Origin of the sequence: Streptomyces sp. NPDC053048 (assembly GCF_044547045.1) — a bacterium.
GTDB lineage: Bacteria > Actinomycetota > Actinomycetes > Streptomycetales > Streptomycetaceae > Streptomyces.
In genome coordinates, this window is record NZ_JBITZS010000011.1 from 113,683 (window position 1) to 128,957 (window position 15,275).

14 protein-coding genes are annotated in these 15,275 nt (G+C 70.6%); 9 read left to right on the forward strand and 5 right to left on the reverse strand.

Translation table 11 applies throughout. From position 1 onward, the window contains the following. The first annotated feature begins 8 nt into the window (after nucleotides 1-8). The 4 genes from ACIG36_RS28185 to ACIG36_RS28200 all read left to right on the forward strand — a co-directional run bounded on the left by ACIG36_RS28185 (nucleotide 9) and on the right by ACIG36_RS28200 (nucleotide 6,119). The gene (locus ACIG36_RS28185) at nucleotides 9-701 is read left to right on the forward strand and encodes a DUF899 domain-containing protein (RefSeq protein ID WP_399933636.1); all 693 of its coding nucleotides are present in this window, start codon (nucleotides 9-11) and stop codon (nucleotides 699-701) included. A gap of 436 nt (nucleotides 702-1,137) precedes the next feature. Beyond that, the gene (locus ACIG36_RS28190) at nucleotides 1,138-4,056 is read left to right on the forward strand and encodes an alpha/beta fold hydrolase (protein ID WP_399933639.1); all 2,919 of its coding nucleotides are present in this window, start codon (nucleotides 1,138-1,140) and stop codon (nucleotides 4,054-4,056) included. 355 nt (nucleotides 4,057-4,411) lie between these two features. Beyond that, nucleotides 4,412-5,200 (forward strand): proline hydroxylase, encoded by a 789-nt coding sequence (locus ACIG36_RS28195; protein WP_399933642.1) that lies wholly within the window; start codon nucleotides 4,412-4,414, stop codon nucleotides 5,198-5,200. Nucleotides 5,201-5,282: 82 nt separating this feature from the next. After that, nucleotides 5,283-6,119, forward strand: coding sequence for a PhzF family phenazine biosynthesis protein (locus tag ACIG36_RS28200; RefSeq protein ID WP_399933645.1), 837 nt, complete (start codon nucleotides 5,283-5,285; stop codon nucleotides 6,117-6,119). A 15-nt stretch (nucleotides 6,120-6,134) separates the two neighbouring features. Here the strand turns inward: ACIG36_RS28200 and ACIG36_RS28205 are convergent, their stop codons facing one another. Together ACIG36_RS28205 and ACIG36_RS28210 are read right to left on the reverse strand one after the other, a co-directional pair. Further along, entirely contained in the window at nucleotides 6,135-6,593 is a 459-nt protein-coding gene (locus tag ACIG36_RS28205; RefSeq protein ID WP_399933958.1) for a RidA family protein, read from the reverse strand. A 76-nt stretch (nucleotides 6,594-6,669) separates the two neighbouring features. After that, nucleotides 6,670-8,055 (reverse strand): cation:dicarboxylate symporter family transporter, encoded by a 1,386-nt coding sequence (locus ACIG36_RS28210; RefSeq protein WP_399933960.1) that lies wholly within the window; start codon nucleotides 8,053-8,055, stop codon nucleotides 6,670-6,672. Between the two features lie 251 nt (nucleotides 8,056-8,306). Here ACIG36_RS28210 and ACIG36_RS28215 point away from each other — a divergent pair, with 251 nt between their 5' ends. The 4 genes from ACIG36_RS28215 to ACIG36_RS28230 all read left to right on the forward strand — a co-directional run bounded on the left by ACIG36_RS28215 (nucleotide 8,307) and on the right by ACIG36_RS28230 (nucleotide 13,120). Next, nucleotides 8,307-9,947 carry an ATP-binding protein gene (locus tag ACIG36_RS28215; RefSeq protein WP_399933648.1) on the forward strand — a complete coding sequence of 547 codons (1,641 nt, stop codon included), beginning with the start codon at nucleotides 8,307-8,309 and terminating at the stop codon, nucleotides 9,945-9,947. Continuing rightward, nucleotides 9,944-10,783, forward strand: a complete 840-nt coding sequence (locus ACIG36_RS28220; RefSeq protein WP_399933651.1) for a response regulator — start codon at nucleotides 9,944-9,946, stop codon at nucleotides 10,781-10,783. The genes ACIG36_RS28215 and ACIG36_RS28220 overlap by 4 nt, the downstream gene beginning before the upstream one ends. Nucleotides 10,784-10,868: 85 nt before the next feature. Further along, on the forward strand, nucleotides 10,869-12,251 hold the full coding sequence (locus ACIG36_RS28225) for an extracellular solute-binding protein (protein ID WP_399933653.1): 1,383 nt from the start codon (nucleotides 10,869-10,871) through the stop codon (nucleotides 12,249-12,251). Next, entirely contained in the window at nucleotides 12,248-13,120 is an 873-nt protein-coding gene (locus tag ACIG36_RS28230; RefSeq protein ID WP_399933656.1) for a carbohydrate ABC transporter permease, read from the forward strand. Before ACIG36_RS28225 ends, ACIG36_RS28230 begins: the two co-directional genes overlap by 4 nt. Nucleotides 13,121-13,152: 32 nt before the next feature. Here the strand turns inward: ACIG36_RS28230 and ACIG36_RS28235 are convergent, their stop codons facing one another. Both ACIG36_RS28235 and ACIG36_RS28240 read right to left on the reverse strand, forming a co-directional pair. Next, nucleotides 13,153-13,632: a hypothetical protein gene (locus ACIG36_RS28235; RefSeq protein ID WP_399933659.1), complete on the reverse strand. Its 480-nt coding sequence runs from the start codon at nucleotides 13,630-13,632 to the stop codon at nucleotides 13,153-13,155. Between the two features lie 172 nt (nucleotides 13,633-13,804). Continuing rightward, nucleotides 13,805-14,032 (reverse strand): hypothetical protein, encoded by a 228-nt coding sequence (locus ACIG36_RS28240; RefSeq protein WP_399933662.1) that lies wholly within the window; start codon nucleotides 14,030-14,032, stop codon nucleotides 13,805-13,807. Between the two features lie 190 nt (nucleotides 14,033-14,222). Here ACIG36_RS28240 and ACIG36_RS28245 point away from each other — a divergent pair, with 190 nt between their 5' ends. Further along, a complete protein-coding gene (locus ACIG36_RS28245) occupies nucleotides 14,223-14,840 on the forward strand; it encodes a helix-turn-helix domain-containing protein (RefSeq protein WP_399933665.1) in 618 nt (205 codons plus the stop codon). A 32-nt stretch (nucleotides 14,841-14,872) separates the two neighbouring features. On the opposite strand, the gene ACIG36_RS28250 is transcribed toward ACIG36_RS28245, so the two are convergent. Then, nucleotides 14,873-15,154, reverse strand: coding sequence for a hypothetical protein (locus ACIG36_RS28250; protein ID WP_399933668.1), 282 nt, complete (start codon nucleotides 15,152-15,154; stop codon nucleotides 14,873-14,875). Nucleotides 15,155-15,275: the final 121 nt, after the last annotated feature.

A 15,275-nucleotide genomic window follows, 5' to 3' on the forward strand; every position in this document is an offset into this window, starting at 1 on the left:
ACGCCATCATGAAGACTCCCCCGATCGTTCCGCCGCAGGAGTGGGAGGCCGCGCGCCAGGAGCTGCTGGTGGAGGAGAAGCGGCTGACCCGGGCCCGTGACACGCTGGCCGCCAAGCGGCGGCGGATGCCGTGGATGGAGGTGGAGAAGGACTACGCGTTCGACGGGCCCGAGGGCAGGGTGAGCCTGCTCGACCTGTTCGACGGGCGTCGTCAGCTGATCGTCTACCGCGCCTTCCACGAGCCCGGCGTGACCGGCTGGCCCGATCACGCCTGTCAGGGCTGCTCGATGCTGGCCGATCACGTCGGCCACCTCGCCCATCTGAACGCCCGCGACACCACTCTCGTCTTCGCCTCGCGCGCGCCGCAGCCGGACATCGAGCGCGTGAAGGCGCGGATGGGCTGGGCGATGCCCTGGTACACGATCACCGACTCCTTCGACGCCGACTTCGGCGTGGACGAGTGGCACGGCACGAACGCGTTCCTCCGCGACGGCGACAAGGTGTACCGCACCTACTTCATCAACGCCCGCGGTGACGAGGCGCTGGGGAGCACCTGGAGCTACCTCGACATGACCGCGCTCGGGCGCCAGGAGACCTGGGAGGACTCACCCGAGGGCTACCCACAGACCCCGCCGTACGAATGGTGGAACTGGCACGACGAGTACGGCCGGGGTGACGCCGGGCCGGCGCCCTCACCCTGACCCGGGTGAGGGCATTCGGCGATGAGCTGCGGTCAACGCCTCGTGGTGGGGCGCATCACGTGCTGGGCTCCTCGAGATCCGCGATGACCAGTCCTGTGGCGAAAGCCCTGAATGTGCGTTTCGGGTCGCGGGCTTCATCCGGCCTGGGCTGCAGGTTCACCTCCAACGTGACCTTGGCGGACCTGTGGCCTTCCGACTCCGATGTCAGCGAAATGCCTTCTGTTTGTTCGCCTCCTGTGCGGCTGCCCAGGATCGCCCGTCTCGCACCACTGCCGGTGGACGACCCCGGCCGGAATGATGACGAGACTCTTGACCGCTTCTGAACAGCCACTTTCTGGCCCTTCCGTCGCCCTCTCGGGCATCATTGGTCCGGCTGCTCGTTTGCCGTGCGACCGATCCGACCCCAATGGGAATCCGGCTGCGGAGGTTGCCGATGATGGCACCGGCTCATGTCGATCTGGTGTTCGTTCATGGCCTGTTCTCGTCCGCCAAGGTATGGAAGACCTTCGAGCGTCTGATATCCACCGATCCGGAGCTGTCCGGCTGGGTCAGCGTGCACTGCTTCCAGTACCCCTCGCCCGTCTTCCGGCTTCGCCTCGACCGGGGGATCACCGAGATCGACGACATCGCCGACCAACTGGGCACGTACCTGGAGACGGAGCTCGCCGAGGCCACCTCGATCGTCCTGGTCACCCACAGCCAGGGCGGTCTGATCGTCCAGCGGTTCCTCGCGCGGAAGCTGAGCAACGGCGAAGGCCGTGATCTCGCACGCATCAGGCGCTTCACGATGTTCTCCTGTCCGAATACGGGTTCTGGGTTCTTCCTGACCGCACGGAAGTCCCTCAAGTTCTGGCGCCACCCGCAGGAGCGGCAGCTGCGTCCCTTCGACAGGGCCGTGACGGAGTCCCAGCGCATCGTTCTGGGCGGCGTGGTGCACGCGCACAATTTCAGCGACAAGGAATGCCCCATCCACATCGAGGCCTACGGCGGAAACTCCGACAACGTCGTCCACCCTGTCGTCGCCCGGGGCGTCTTCCCATCGGGCGGTGTCGTCGACGGCGACCACTTCTCCATCGTGCAGCCCGCCGACCACAGCGCCAACGCCTACATCAAAGTTCGCGACGCACTGAAGTCCGCTGCCCACCCAAGGGCCGCCACGCGTGCGGACACGAACCCCGACCACGCCCCACCCCCGGGACAGCAACAGGGTGGCCATACCGTCTCCCCGCCCTTCGCCAAGCTGGAGGGGACGCTGAAGGGGAATGAGCGGATCAGCCTCGTCGCCTCCGTTCTGTCGCGGGCCTCGCCGCGAAAGGTGCACGTCCTGGCGGGCCTCGGAGGCACGGGCAAGAGCCGGCTGGCCCTCGAGATCGCCAACCGGGCGCGTCAGGCGGACCGCAAGGTCTGGTGGGTCTCGGTGTCGCAGCTCAACTCCTGCATGCGCACAATCGCCACCGAACTGGGTGTGCCGGAGGGCCAGATGACGCGCGCCTGGATGGGGGAAGGCAGTGCCCCGGATCTGGTGTGGCGGATGCTCAACGCCTCCCGACGACCCTGGCTGCTGGTGCTCGACAACGCCGACGACCCGAAGCAACTCGGCCCGCGCGACGGCCAGGTGTCGGACGGCACGGGCTGGCTGCGGGAACCCGCCACCGATCACGGTCTGGTCGTCGTCACCAGCCGCGTCCGCAATCAGGACACCTGGGGGCTGTGGAGCAAGGTGCACCACGTGTCCCCGCTCGGCGAGGACGACGGCGCGTCGATGCTGTTGGAGCGCACGGGAGGCGTGGGCGGCACCAACGAGCAGGCGAGGCTGCTCTCGGCCGAACTGGGAGGGCTCCCCCTGGCCCTGCGTGCCGCGGCCGACTTCGTCAAGGCGGTCAGCGGGAACAAGGTGTCCCTGCTCGATGGGTGCGTCACGGACTTCGACAGTTACCGCAAAGCCCTCAAGCGACGCTTCGAGTCCCCACCGGGCACCCGCGCAAGAGGCCTCGACGAGCTCCTCGGGCGCGAGATCGTGGAGAAGGTCTACGGCATAGCCCTGGATCTACTGGTCCGGCAAGGTCTCCCCCAGGCCGCGCCGGCGCTCAAGGTCCTCGCCTGCCTGAACATCGCGCCGATTCCCTTCCGGTGCCTGGTCAACGGCCCGGCGCTGCGCGAGTCGCCGCTCTTCCCGGATGCCTCCTCGGCGCAGTGCGAGGCGGTGCTGCAGGGGCTGGTCGACCTGGTGCTGGTCGACGCGCACGAGCGCGAGGACGTCGCCGATCCGGTCCTGTCCCATGTGCTGACCCTCCACCCGGTGGTCCACGGCATCCTGCGGGACGACGAGGACGTGCGTCACCGCCGCACCGACTACTACGGGCTGGCGGTGCGGATGCTGCTGAACGCAACGAAGGACAAAGACCCCGACATCCCCACGAACTGGCCGTTGTGGACGGCGATCGCCCCGCACGCCAGGGAGGTGTCACGGGCCTGCCTGCTCGGCACGGTGCCGCTCGCGGACCGCAGCGTGGTGGTGGCCGCCCTGGAGCTCACACGGCTGACCGCCCGTTTCCTGATCGCAGGAGGACTGCTGGGGCCCGCCCAGGACCTGAGCCTCCCGGTCGTGGCCAACTGCGCCTCCTTCCGCTTCCACGAGAACGACCGGGAGCTGCTGGCCCTGCGGCACGAGAAAGGCCGTATCGCACTCGAGCGCCAGGACCTCGAGGCCGCCGAGGAGGAGCTGCGGCAGGTCGTCGCCGCTCGCACCCGCATCCTCGGCGAGGACGATGCCGATACCCTGGCCAGCCGCCACAAGCTCGCCCGTGCCATCCACGAGCAGGGTCAGTGGGAGGAGGCCGAACGGATGCTGCGGCCGATCGTCGCGGCGGAGAACAAGGTGCGTGGCCCGGACCACTCCGACACCCTGGTCGTACGGCACACGCTGGCCCGCGCGATGCTCAATCTCGGGCGACCGGAGGAGGCCGAGGCCGAGGCCCGCGAGATCCTGGAGATCATGCTGCGCGACAACTGGCCGCCCCCGCACTCGGAGATGTTGTTCGTGCGGGAGACCCTGGCGCGCAGCCTGCTTGCCCAGAAGCGGGCGGAGGAGGCCGATGCCGAGATCACGGGAGCGCTCCGGGATTCGGCCCAGCCCCCGGAGTCCCCCTTGATGATGCGCCTTCGGTACACCCTCGCCAAGGTCCTGCTGGGGCTCGGGCACGCCCCCGAGGGCCTGCGGGAGCTCGAGGACCTGCTGGCGGATCGGCTCAGGGTGAGCCCGTCCAGTCCTCTGCTCAAGGATGTCGAGACCTGGGCGCAGGACACCAGGCGGTATATGTCCGATCCGAATCAGTGGCCGCCTGCCAAGAACTGACCAAAACCGGTACGTCCGCCGAGGGCTTGCACATAACCTGGCTACCCCCGACGCTGTATGGCGCGGTACATTCCGAACGACCTGGGGGGACTCGCCAATGACATATGCCCACAGCGAGCCGGAAAACGATCAGGGCCTGCAATGGGGAGCCCCTGGAAGTCGGCTCCAAGCACTCCAGTCCGAGATCGCCCGGTGGATCGCCCAAGAAATGATGAAAGCAGATCGCCAGGCGTTGGAGCTCGACGCCAAGACGGCATTCCGTGCCGTCCACGATCCACGTCACCTCCAGCGATCACCGGAGAAATGAGGCGCCCGAATGTCCTCCGGAGCCTTACGTGACCCCTTACACGACCGATTGCACGACCCCTTCTTCCGCACCGTCACCGCACCGGCGTTCACGCGCGAGCTGATCGCCGGTCTCGCCGCCGGCCGCTGCGTGGCGATCCGTGTGCCCGGGTTCCTTCCGCGGGCCGTGCTCACGGAGACGCTCCGCGCTCTGGAGAGCAGGGCGTTCGACGCATACGGCAGACAGCGCGTCGACCCGCCGGTGATGCGCTTCGGCGTCGGGGTCAGCGACCACCGCACTGCAGGCACGGTGGCGGACGGCTACTGGGACGCCCTGGCGGCGCAGCAGAAGGCCTGGCAGGGACTCGGGCTGCCGTACGACCCCTTCGAGAAGTGCCGCGAGGTACTGGGGGCGGACTGGCCCGGTGGCGTGAGCGTGGGCCGCCGCGGCGGCCGCGAGATGGGCGCGGGCGTCGCCCGCGAGCCGAACCACGGCTTCCAGGTCCACTTCGACGACGCGTTGCGGGAGTTCTCCGGCGATCTCCTGGACACGACACTGGTGGCCCAGTTCGCCTTCAACCTCTATCTGAGCGTTCCCGGATCGGGCGGCGAGACGGTCATCTGGCGACATCGATGGCACCCCGCCGACGAGACGTTCCGCATTCCCGATTCCTACGGCTACCGCGAGGCCGTGGTCGGCAACGCCGAATCGATCGAACTCAGGCCCGAGGTCGGCGAGGCAGTACTCATCAATCCGCGGTATTTCCATGCGGTCCGCCCGAGTAAGGACTCCCGGCGCATCGCACTGGGTTTCGCCGTAGGAATGAGCGAAACCGGAAGACTATTCGCCTGGGGTTGACGGGAGATCAGCCCGCACAATCTCCGTGAGCCGTTGTCCTGCGGCTTTGACGCGGTCCGGCGGGCGTCGCTACGTTCAAGCGATGGAGCTCTTGCGCTACGTGGCTTTCAGTACCGATCCCTCGGGCGGGAATCCGGCCGGGGTGGTCCTGGACGCCACCGGTGTCGACGAACCGACGATGGCGGCGACTGCGGCGGAGGTCGGCTTCTCGGAGACGGCGTTCGTCGTGCCGCGCGACGACGGCAGCCTCGACATCCGCTACTTCAGCCCGCTCACCGAGGTGCCGTTCTGCGGCCACGCCACCATCGCCACGGCGGTGGCGTACGCGGAGCGCCACGGAGTGGGAGAACTCCGGCTCCGGACGAAGGCCGGGACGGTCTCCGTGTCCACCGGTACCGCGCCCGACGGCGCCGTGGTGGCCACGCTGGTCAGCGTGGAGCCTCGCACGGCGCCGATCGCGGCGCCCGACCTGGCGGGCCTGCTGACCGCGCTGCGCTGGCCGGCCGCCGACCTCGATCCCGCGCTGCCACCACGAGCGGCCTTCGCCGGCGCCTGGCACCCGGTGATCGCCGCGGCCACCCGGGACCGGCTCTCCGACCTGGACTACGACATGCCCGCACTCGCCGCTCTGATGTCCCGCAACGACTGGGCCACGGTCGACCTGGTGTGGCGGGAATCGCCCACCGTCTTTCACGCGCGGAACCCCTTCCCGCCCGGCGGAGTCGTGGAGGATCCGGCGACGGGCGCGGCGGCCGCAGCACTCGGCGGCTACCTCAGAGAACTCCGTCTCGTGGCCCTGCCCACGCATCTCACCGTGTACCAGGGATACGACATGGGCCGCCCCAGCACCATCACGGTGGGAATCCCGGCACAGCGCTCCGGCGGCGTAGCCGTCACCGGGACCGCGGTTCCCCTCTGACGTCCGGACGTCCAGTCAGTCCGCGACCTCGAACAGGACCTCGATCTCGACCGGCGCGCCCAGCGGAAGGACGCCCGTGCCGACGGCGCTCCGCGCATGCCGTCCGGCGTCACCGAGCACTGCCCCGAAGAGCTCGCTCGCTCCGTCGACCACTTCCGCCTGGCCGGTGAAGTCCTCCTTGGACGACACGTATCCGACGACCTTCACCACCCTCACCAGCGTGTCGAGCCCCGCTACGGCGTCGAGGGCGGCAAGCGCGGCCAGACCGCACTGCCGGCTGAGCTCCCTCGCCCGCTCGGCGGTCACCTCGGCGCCGACCAGGCCGGTGGCGACCAACTCGCCACCGGCCATGGGCACCTGACCCGAGACCTGGACATACCGGCCGCTGCGCACGGCAGGGGTGTACACGCCCTTGGGCGGGCTCACCCCTGGAAGGCGGAGGCCGAGCTCGGTGAGCCTGCTGCGGACATCCATGCTCACGGCACCTCCGGTGGCCTGGGACACCTCGCCATCCTCCCACCGGCGGCCCGGCTCCCGGTGCGGAATGCGGCTACAGCGCCGCCACCGGCTCCTTCTCCGCGCCGGACGCCCCCGCATCGGGGTCGCCATCCGCCAGGGTCGCCTCGTCGAACGGCATCCGTCCGGCCAGGACGTCCCGCACGCGCGCGTGGTCGATCTCCTTCGTCCAGGTGCCGACCAGGACGGTCGCCACCGCGTTCCCGGCGAAGTTGGTCAGGGCGCGGGCCTCGCTCATGAAGCGGTCGATGCCGACGATCAGGCCGACGCCGTCGACGAGTTCGGGACGGTGGGACTGCAGGCCGCCGGCGAGGGTGGCGAGGCCCGCGCCCGTCACGCCGGCCGCGCCCTTCGAGGCGATGATCATGAACAGCAGGAGCGAGATCTGCTGGCTCAGCGACAGCGGTTGACCCATCGCCTCCGCCACGAACAGCGACGCCATCGTCAGGTAGATCGCCGTGCCGTCGAGGTTGAACGAGTAACCCGTGGGCACCGTGATGCCGACGACCGGGCGGCTCACGCCCAGGTGCTCCATCTTGGCGATGAGGCGCGGCAGGGCCGACTCCGAGGACGACGTCGACAGGATCAGCAGGAACTCCCGCCCCAGGTACTTCAGCAGCGCGAAGATGTTGATCCCCGCCACCAGCCGCAGCAGCAGGCCCAGCACCACGACCACGAAGATCAGACAGGTGGCGTAGAAGCCGATCATGATGACGGCCAGCGACTTCAGCGCGGCCACGCCCGTCGCGCCGACCACCGCCGCGATCGCGCCGAACGCGCCCACCGGCGCCGCCCACATGATCATCGCGAGGACACGGAAGACCAGCTTCTGAACATGGCCGATTCCGCGCAGTACGGGCTCGCCGGCGCTGCCCATCGCCTGCAGCGCGAAGCCGCACAGCAGGGCCACGAGCAGCGTCTGCAGCACCTCGCCGCCGGTGAAGGCGGAGACGAGCGTGGTCGGGATGATGCCGAGCAGGAAGTCGGCCGTCGACTCGTGCGAGGCGCCCTTGGCCTGGGCCTCGCCCGCGTGCCGCAGTTGCTCCGTGAGGTGGAGCCCGCTGCCGGGCTCCAGCAGGTTGCCGACCACCAGGCCGATGGCCAGCGCCACTGTGGACATCAGCAGGAAGTAGCCGAGCGCCAGCCCGCCCACCGCCCCGACCTTGGCCGCCTTCCGGACGGACCCGATGCCGAGCACGATCGTGCAGAAGATGACCGGCGAGATCATCATCTTGATCAGGTTGACGAAGCCGGTGCCCAGCGGCTTCAGCTCGACGGCCACGCCCGGGGCCGCCAGGCCGACCACGATGCCCGCGACCACGGCGGCGATCACCGCGAGGTAGAGGTAATGGCTCCGGTCGGGCTTCCGGCCGGTGCGCCGCTCCGGCGTGGCGGGCGGCGGCGGTGATGGGGACTGCACTGCCACGGTCGTCGTCTCCTTGTCGTGCGGCTCGGCATGGGGTCCGGCATGGGTCCGGTACCGGTCCGGCACGGTGTCCGGCACGGTGTCCCGCATGACGTTCGTCATGAGGTCCGGCATGATCCGACACCGCCCATCCGGCGAACCGGCGGTAAGAGCAGCGTCGCGGAGAGACTATGCACGCCAATGTGATGGCGGTCACCCTTGCGTGCATTACGTTCACGAACGCGCCAAGGGGCACACTGTCGGCCATGCGCAAACCTCGCATACGACGCCCCCGCAGCCTGGCGAGCCAGCTCTTCGCGATGCAGATCGTGCTGGTCGCCGCTGTGGTGGCCGCCTGCGCGGTGTTCGCCTACATCTCCGACCGTGACCAGGCCGAGGAGGCGGCCCGCCGCCAGGTGACCGCCGCCGCGGCCGCCGTGGCCGCGTCACCGGCCGTCCGCGCGGCCGTCCGCTCCGCCGATCCCAGTGCCGCGCTCCAGCCGTACGCGGAGCAGGTCCGGCACGACACCGGCGTCGACTTCGTGACGATCATGAGTCCGGGCGGACTGCGCTGGACGCACCCCGACCCCGTCCGGATCGGCGAGCGCTTCCTCGGCCACACCGCCCCCGCCCTCGGCGGCCGGGCGTTCTCCGAGACCTACACCGGCACCCTGGGCCCGTCCGTGCGGGCGGTCGTGCCCGTCCTGGCCGGGCCGCCCGCACCGGCCGACGTCACCGCCCTGGTCAGCGCGGGCATCACGGTCGACGCCATCAGCGCCGAGGTGCGCCGGCAGCTCACCGTCCTGTTCTGCGTGGCCGTGGCCGTCCTCGCGCTCGGCGGCGCGGGCACGTATCTGCTCAACTCCCGCCTCCGCCGCCACACCCACGGCATGAACGCCACCGAGCTCGGCCATATGCACGACTACCACGAGGCCGCGCTGCACGCGGTCCGCGAGGGACTGCTGATGCTGGACGGGCGCGGGCGCGTCGCCCTCATCAACGACGCGGGCCGTGAACTCCTGGGCCTGCACGGCGATGTCGTCGGCCGCCGCGTCGACGCCCTGGGCCTGGCGCCCGCCCTCACCGACGCCCTGCTCGCCACGGCGCCGCGCGTGGACGAGGTGCACCTGACCGCCGAGCGGATCGTGGTCGTCAACACCTGCCCCGTCGCGGGCGGCGAGCGGAACGGCACGGTCGTCACCCTGCGCGACCACACCGAACTCCAGGCGCTCTCCGGCGAACTGGACTCCGTGCGCGGCCTCGCCGAGGCGCTGCGCTCGCAGGCGCACGAGGCCGCCAACCGGCTGCACGCCGTGGTCTCCCTCATCGAGCTCGGCCGCGCCGAGGAGGCCGTGGACTTCGCCACGGCCGAACTCGAGCTCGCCCAGGCCCTGACCGACCGGGTGGTGGCGGCCGTCGCCGAACCCGTGCTGGCCGCCCTGCTGCTGGGCAAGGCCGCCCAGGCCAACGAGCAGGGCGTGGAGCTCGTCCTGACCGACGACACGCGCGTGGACGACGGCCTGCTGCCGCCCGGCCTGCCCGCCCGCGACCTGGTCACCGTCCTGGGCAACCTCATCGACAACGCTGTCGAGGCCGCCCGTGACACCCGCCGCCCCGGCCGCGTCTGCGTCACCGTGCGCGCCGGCGAGGACGAACTGCTGCTGCGCGTCGGCGACACCGGCCCCGGCATCCCGCCCGAGGCCGTCGACGAGGTCTTCCGCCGCGGCTGGTCCACCAAGTCGGCCGGGGCGGTGCCGCACGGGCGCGGCCTGGGCCTGGCGCTCGTCCAGCAGGCCGCCCGGCGCAACGGCGGCACGGTCGCCCTCGGGCGCTCCCCCTCCGGCGGGGCCGAGTTCACGGTCCGGCTGCCCCTGTGTGTCCGTCCCTCCGAAGGAGTCCCCGCATGACCACCAGCCCGAGACCGCTGCCGGACGGCCCGAGACGCCTGCCGGACGGCCAGGGGCCGCTGCCGGACGGCCCGAGAGCGGTGACGAACGGCCCGAGAGCAGTGCCGAACAGCGCGAGAGCGGTGACGAACAGCCCGGGGCCGCTGCCGGAATGCGCGCCGCCGATCCGGGTGCTCGTCGTCGAGGACGACCCCCTCGCGGCCGACGCGCACGCGCTGTACGTGGAGCGGGTGCCCGGGTTCACGGTGGCGGGCGTGGTGCACTCGCGCGGCGACGCCTCGCAGTTCCTCAAGCGGACGCCCGTCGACCTGCTCCTGCTCGACCTCTACCTGCCCGACGGGCACGGCCTGCAGCTGGTGCGCTCACTGCGCACGGCCGGGCACACCGCCGACGTCATCGCGGTGACCTCCGCGCGCGATCTCGCGATCGTCCGCGAGGGCGTCTCCCTGGGCGTCGTCCAGTACGTGCTCAAGCCCTTCACCTTCGCCACACTGCGCGACCGCCTCGGCCGGTACGCGGAGTTCCGCGCCGCCGCCGGGGAGGCCAGCGGGCAGGAGGAGGTGGACCGGGCCCTGGCCGTCCTGCGCGCGCCGCAGCCGGTGGCGCTGCCCAAGGGGCTGGCCGTGGACACCCTGCAGGCCGTCACCCGGACCCTGCGGTCGGCGGGGCCCGACGGCCTCTCGTCGGGGGCGGCCGCGACGGCCGTCGGCATCTCGCGGATCACCGCGCGGCGGTACCTGGAGTACCTGGTGGACACCGGCCGTGCGGGGCGGGCACCGCAGTACGGGCAGATCGGGCGGCCGGAGCTGCTGTACCGCTGGGCCGGGAGGCGCTGACCCCCGACCGGACGGTGGTGGGCGCGTGCGGCGGGGCCGGCCGGGGAACGTACGAATCGACACCCAAGGTGCAGGAGGTCGTGCCGTGCGCCCCACCAGCCCCGTGCCCCTCAGCCCCGTGCCCCTCGTCGCCACACTCACCGCCCTCGCCTCCCTCGCGGCGCTGACCGCCTGCGGCGGCGGGTCCGGCAGCGACCCGGACACCGTGAAGATCGCCTACCAGCGCAGCACGGACAACAAGGTCCGGCTCATGGACGACTACCTGGCCGGCGTCAAGCGGCAGTTCGAGCGGGAGCACCGGGGCAAGAAGCTCCGGCTCATCCCCGTGCAGGCCTCCCAGGAGGACTACTACGCCAAGATCCAGCAGATGATGCGGTCCCCGAAGACCGCCCCTGATGTGGTGCGCGAGGACACGTTCCTCATCAACTCCGACATCAAGAGCGGATACTTGAGACCGCTGGACGACCGGCTGGCCCGCTGGAAGCACTGGGACCGGTTCGCGGCGGCCGCGAAGGCCTCGGCGAGGGCGGAGGACGGGAAGACGTACGGGGTGCCTGACGGGACCGACACCCGGGGGCTGTGGTTCAACAAGGAGATCTTCGGGCGGGCCGGTCTGCCGGCCGACTGGCAGCCGAGTACGTGGAAGGACGTCCTGGAGGCCGCCCGCACGATCAAGCGCAAGGTCCCCGGCGTCGCCCCCCTCAACGTCTACACCGGAAAGGGCGCCGGCGAGGCCGCCAGCATGCAGGGCTTCGAGATGCTGGTGTACGGGACGGGGGCGAACCCCCTCTACGACCCGTCGGCGAAGAAGTGGGTGGTCGGCGACCGGGGCTTCCGCGACTCCCTCGACTTCGTGCGGACCGTCTACGCCGAGAAGCTGGGCCCGGATCCGTCGGACGCCCTCGACCCCAACATCGGCACCCGCGTCGCCACCGACTGGCTGCCCGGCGGCCGGCTGGCCATCGCCCTGGACGGCTCGTGGCTGGGCAAGTTCTGGCTGGAGTCCGGGCCGAAGCCGTGGCCTCGGTGGTCGCGGGTGATGGGGCGGGCGGCCTTCCCGACGCAGGACGGCAGGGCGCCGGGGCGGGTGAGCCTGTCGGGCGGCTGGACGTGGTCGATCAGCGCGAAGTCCGCCAAGCCGGATCTCGCCTGGCAGGTGATCGAGACGCTGCAGACCCCGGAGAACGCCACCGACTGGACGGTGCGGGACGCGCAGATCGCGGTGCGCGAGGACGTGGCGGCCTCGGCGAAGTACCGCGCGTCGATGCCCGGCATCGAGTTCTTCACCGGGCTGGTGAAGGACACCCACTACCGTCCCGCGCTGCCGGTCTATCCGAGGGTCTCCAACGCCATCCAGGAGGCGATGGAGGCGGTCACGACCGGTGACGCCGACGCGGCGGGGGCGGCGCGCCGCTACGACGAGCGGCTGAGGTCGATCGTGGGCGCGGCGGGTGTGACGACGCGATGAGGGCCCTGAGGCCCGGCCGCCGCCCGGTGCGCTGGCTGCCCATCGCCCCGGCCACGGCCCTGCTGACGCTGTTCCTGGCCGGGCCGATCGCCTACTGCGTGTACCTGGCCTTCACGGACACCCAGCTGACGGGCCAGGAGGCGGCGTCGTTCGTGGGCCTGGCCAACTTCCGGCGGGCCTTCGGGGACCCGGACTTCGTCAACGCGGTGCTGCTGACGCTCGCCTTCACGGTGATCTCGTCGATCGTCGGCCAGAACACGCTGGGCTTCGCGCTGGCGGCCCTGATGCGGCGCGCGTCGGGGCCGGTGCGGTCGCTGACGGGCGCGGTGGTGATCGCGGCGTGGGTGCTGCCGGAGATCGTCGCCGGCTTCCTGCTCTACACGTTCTTCAACCGGCGCGGCACGCTGAACGCGGTGCTGGAGTGGCTGCATCTGCCGCAGCAGAACTGGCTGTTCACCCTGCCCATCCTGGCCGTCTCCTTCGCCAATGTCTGGCGCGGGACGGCCTTCTCCATGCTGGTCTACTCGGCGGCCCTGGACGGGATCCCCCGCGAGGTGACGGAGGCGGCGGAGGTGGACGGGGCGAGTGGTCTGCGCCGCTTCCGGCACATCACTCTCCCCATGCTCCGCCGCTCCATCGGCACCAACCTGATGCTCAACACGCTCCAGACCCTGTCGGTCTTCGGCCTCATCTGGGCCATGACCCGCGGCGGACCGGGCAACCGCAGCCAGACCCTGCCGGTGTTCATGTACGACCAGGCGTTCCTGAAGTCCCTGATCGGCTACGGCACGGCGGTGGCCCTGCTGCTCCTGCTGGTGGGCGGCCTGTTCGCCGTGGTGTACGTGCGACTGCTGCGGGAGGAGGTGTGAGGGTGAAGGGGTGAAGGGGTGAAGGGGATCCGCTACTGGCCGACGGGCGAGACGGCGTTGCACAGGGCCAGGCCGGTGTCCGAGGCCTTGGCGGTCTTCTGGTCGAGGACCTTGCCCTTGTAGGTGATCTTGCAGGCGCCCTCGCCCTCGAGCACCATCGCACTCACCGTCGGGGACTGGATGCCCTTGAGGGTGAGCGTCTTCTTCCACGGCGTCTTGGGCTTGTTCTCGGTGGTGAACTCGGGCTTGGCGGCCGAGCCCTTGCCCTCGTTGAAGTCGATGGAGTCGACGGAGCCGGTGACCTCGTAGGTGACCTCGTAGGAACCGCCCACGGCCTTGTCCACGGTGTCCACGGCCTTGTCCTCGACGGACTTCTTCGCGTCCGAGGCCTCCTTCTTGACCTCGTCCTTGACCTTCTCCTCGGCACCGCAGGCGGTCAGGGCGGTCAGCGCCAGGCCGGTCACGGCGAGGGCGGAGAGGGTACGGGTGAGGCGGCGGGCGGAGCGCTGCACGGGGAATCCTTCGGGAGGCGGGGGGTGGAGCGATAGCGGCCCGAGTCAAGCTCAAAGAATTGGTAAAGGCAAGTCAAATATGGAGCACCCGACAAAGGGGGCGAAGCCGTCATGGGCCCCGCCCCCTTTCCTCATGCCGTCAGCTGCCGGCTGCCGGCTCGGGCGTTGCCCGTCAGCCGTGGAACGGAGCGGCGCCCGTGCCGCCGCGGCCGTGCCGCAGCAGCACCACCGCGTTGCCGACCGCGCCGAAGAGCCCCGCGAACGCGGCGACCTGCGGACCCGGCAGAGCGGCGCACACGCTCACCACGACGATGACGACGACCACCACGACGGCGATGTCCGAGGGGACCTTGCGGCCCCCGGGGGGCCGTAGGGGACGATAAGAGAGCGACTGACCCATCCGGTCCGTCCTTCCCGCCGACGACGTCGGCTGGCTGGGCCGCCATGTGTCCTCTTGTGCTCGCGAGGCCGGGGACACTGGCGGCTTGTCAACTTCCGCGCCACCAGCATGTATTGACCTTTGCCCCTGTTCAATCGAACGAGACAATACGACTACAATACGCGCCCAATCGGCGACAATGGGGGACGACATGCCCAGACGGCTCTCGCATCTGGATTCGAAGGACGGACCCTTACCGCGCTTCGCGCTCGAACTCCGCGCCCTGCGCGACGCCGCGGGCTTCGACGCCCCGACGGTCGACCAGATAGCGGCGCGCTCGCGGATCCCCCGCTCGACCCTCTACGCGGCGCTGCGCGGCCGGCGCGTACCGACCCGTCCCGTGCTGGGCGCCCTGGTGCGGGCGTGGGGCGGCGACCCCGCGGAGTGGCTGATGAAGCGCACGGCGGTGGAGGCGGAACTGGAGGCGGCGCGCGGAGCGCGCCCGGTGGGGACGGCACAACCGCCTGTGCTCCCGGCACCGCCCGTCGCCACCCCCGTGCCGACCGTGGCGGCCGACTTCGCCGCCGGACTCCTGCAGCTGCGGATGGAGGCGGGCTACCCCTCGTTGCGGCAGATCGCCGAGAAGATCCGGCGGAACGACGAGCTGCCTGCCAAGGTCGGCGTCTCCACGCTCTCCGACATCTTCCGCGGCAAGGGGACACCCAGCTGGGGCGTGCTGCGCGGCGTCGTGTGGGCCCTCGAGGGGAACGAACGCGAGTGGCAGGAGCGGTGGCTGGGACTGCGGCGGGCGCTGTACGAAGGCGAATGACCGCGCCCGCCGCCGCCCACGGGACCAGGTGGTTACGGGATCAGGTAGTTGTAGATCTCGAACGCCGCCGAGTCGAACGGCGGCGCCCCCAGCTCCTTCGCCACCGGGAGGACGGTCTTCTCCAGGAAGTGCCGGAAGGCCTCTTCGGAATCCCACACGTCGATCACCTGCCACTCGCCGTTCCCCGCCGGGGTGGCGAAGTGGGCGAGGAGCCCGGCCGGCGGATTCGCCGTGTCCGGGATCGCCCTGTCGAACGTCGCCTGATAGAGCTCCGGGCTCCACCCCGACCCACGGCTGTGCACCATCACTGCCATTCCGTCGCTCCCTCCGCACCGAGGCTGACTGCGCGCCCAACGCTACGGTCCGGCCCCGCCAGGACAGCAGTTGTGTCCGCCCCGGCCCGCGGCACACCCCCACGCCGGAGCGCGGAACCGG